The organism is Streptomyces sp. CoH27 (assembly GCF_020181035.1).
Classification (GTDB): Bacteria; Actinomycetota; Actinomycetes; order Streptomycetales; family Streptomycetaceae; genus Streptomyces; species Streptomyces camelliae.
In genome coordinates this window covers 85,744-87,244 of the sequence record NZ_JAIQYY010000029.1, presented here as the reverse complement: position 1 = coordinate 87,244, position 1,501 = coordinate 85,744, and the positions used below count along the sequence as shown (strand labels likewise).

1 protein-coding gene is annotated in these 1,501 nt (G+C 69.6%); it reads left to right on the top strand.

Annotated features, from left to right (window positions below):
* Positions 1 to 487 precede the first annotated feature (487 nt).
* Positions 488 to 1,459, top strand: coding sequence for an alpha/beta hydrolase (locus tag LE548_RS36970; protein ID WP_225101416.1), 972 nt, complete (start codon positions 488 to 490; stop codon positions 1,457 to 1,459).
* The last annotated feature ends 42 nt before the right edge of the window (positions 1,460 to 1,501 follow it).

Sequence of the window (1,501 nt, the reverse complement as noted above, 5' to 3'; positions counted from 1 at the left end):
CCAGGTCCGCAGCGTTGTCGGTGGCGCGGGGAACCAGCCCACCGACCGGCATCGTGGACACCTTTCGACAACCTCCTGCGGGATGAACGACGTCGAATGCAGCGCATCGACTTCCATGTGCGTGACAGTCGCGGGCGGGAATGAACCGGGGCATGCGCGATCACTCCGCCCGAGCTGAACCGATCCGCATTCCAGGGCGGGTTACCGTGCGATGCACAGGCTCGGACCCGACGCCTCTCGACTGCTGCCCGCCAGGCTATTTCGAGCCAAAGCATCCGTTTATCCCGGCAGTGCACTGGATGCGTTCCGACAGTGCACTGCCCGTCCGTGCGCTCTGAGGAAAACTCCGGTGCGCTCGTGGTCAATCGCCGTCACCTGAGCGGCCTAGCGTGGCGAACGAGGACTCGTCAGATCTCCGGGTCTGATGCGAAAGTCGTCTCACCGCGCCTGCGAGCCCGGCGCGCCACATGAATCTGGGGAGATACACATGTCCGACGCCTTCGTGCCGGGCCAGCCGGTCCTGGAGCCGGCCGCAGCCGCGTTCGCCGAGGCCACGGCCAACCCGCCCTACCTCTTCGACCTGCCCCCGGCGGAGGGCCGCAAGGCGGTCGACGAGGTGCAGTCCGGCGAGATCGCCAAGCCGCAGATCGACGAGGAGTGGATCACGGTCTCCGGCGGTCCGACGGGCAGTGTCCGGGCCCGCATCGTCAAGCCGGCCGGCGCAGAGGGGACCCTGCCGGTGATCCTCTACATCCACGGTGCGGGCTGGGTGTTCGGCAACGCCCACACCCACGACCGCCTGGTGCGCGAACTCGCCGTCGGCGCGAACGCCGCCGTGGTGTTCCCCGAGTACGACCTGTCCCCCGAAGTCCGCTACCCGGTCGCCATCGAGCAGAACTACACGGTCGCGCGGTGGGTCGTGGAGCAGGGCGCTTCCAAGGGCCTTGACGGCGCCCGGCTGGCGGTGGCCGGCGACTCCGTCGGCGGCAACATGACCGCTGCGCTGACCCTGATGGCCAAGGAACGCGGCGGCCTCCCGCTCGTCCAGCAGGTGCTGTTCTACCCGGTGACCGACGCGAACTTCGACACCGGCTCCTACCACCAGTTCGCCACCGGCTACTTCCTTCGCCGCGACGGCATGCAGTGGTTCTGGGACCAGTACACGACCGACGAGGCCGAACGCGCCCAGATCACCGCCTCCCCCCTGCGCGCCACCACCGAGCAGCTCACCGGGCTGCCTCCGGCCCTGGTGATCACCGGTGAGGCCGACGTGCTCCGCGACGAGGGCGAGGCCTACGCCAACAAGCTGCGCGAGGCCGGCGTCCCGGTCACCGCGGTGCGCTTCCAGGGCATCATCCACGACTTCGTGATGCTCAACGCGCTGCGCGAGACCCACGCCGCCGAGGCGGCCATCACGCTGGCCACCGGCACCCTGCGCACCGCGCTGCACGCCGGCTGACAGCGCGGTCCGCGCTCACACCGAGGGGCGCGACGCGGGGCC

Coding starts and splice junctions, on each gene's coding strand:
- LE548_RS36970 (WP_225101416.1), top strand. CDS start 488: ATGTCCGACGCCTTCGTGCCGGGCCAGCCGGTCCTGGAGCCGGCCGCA.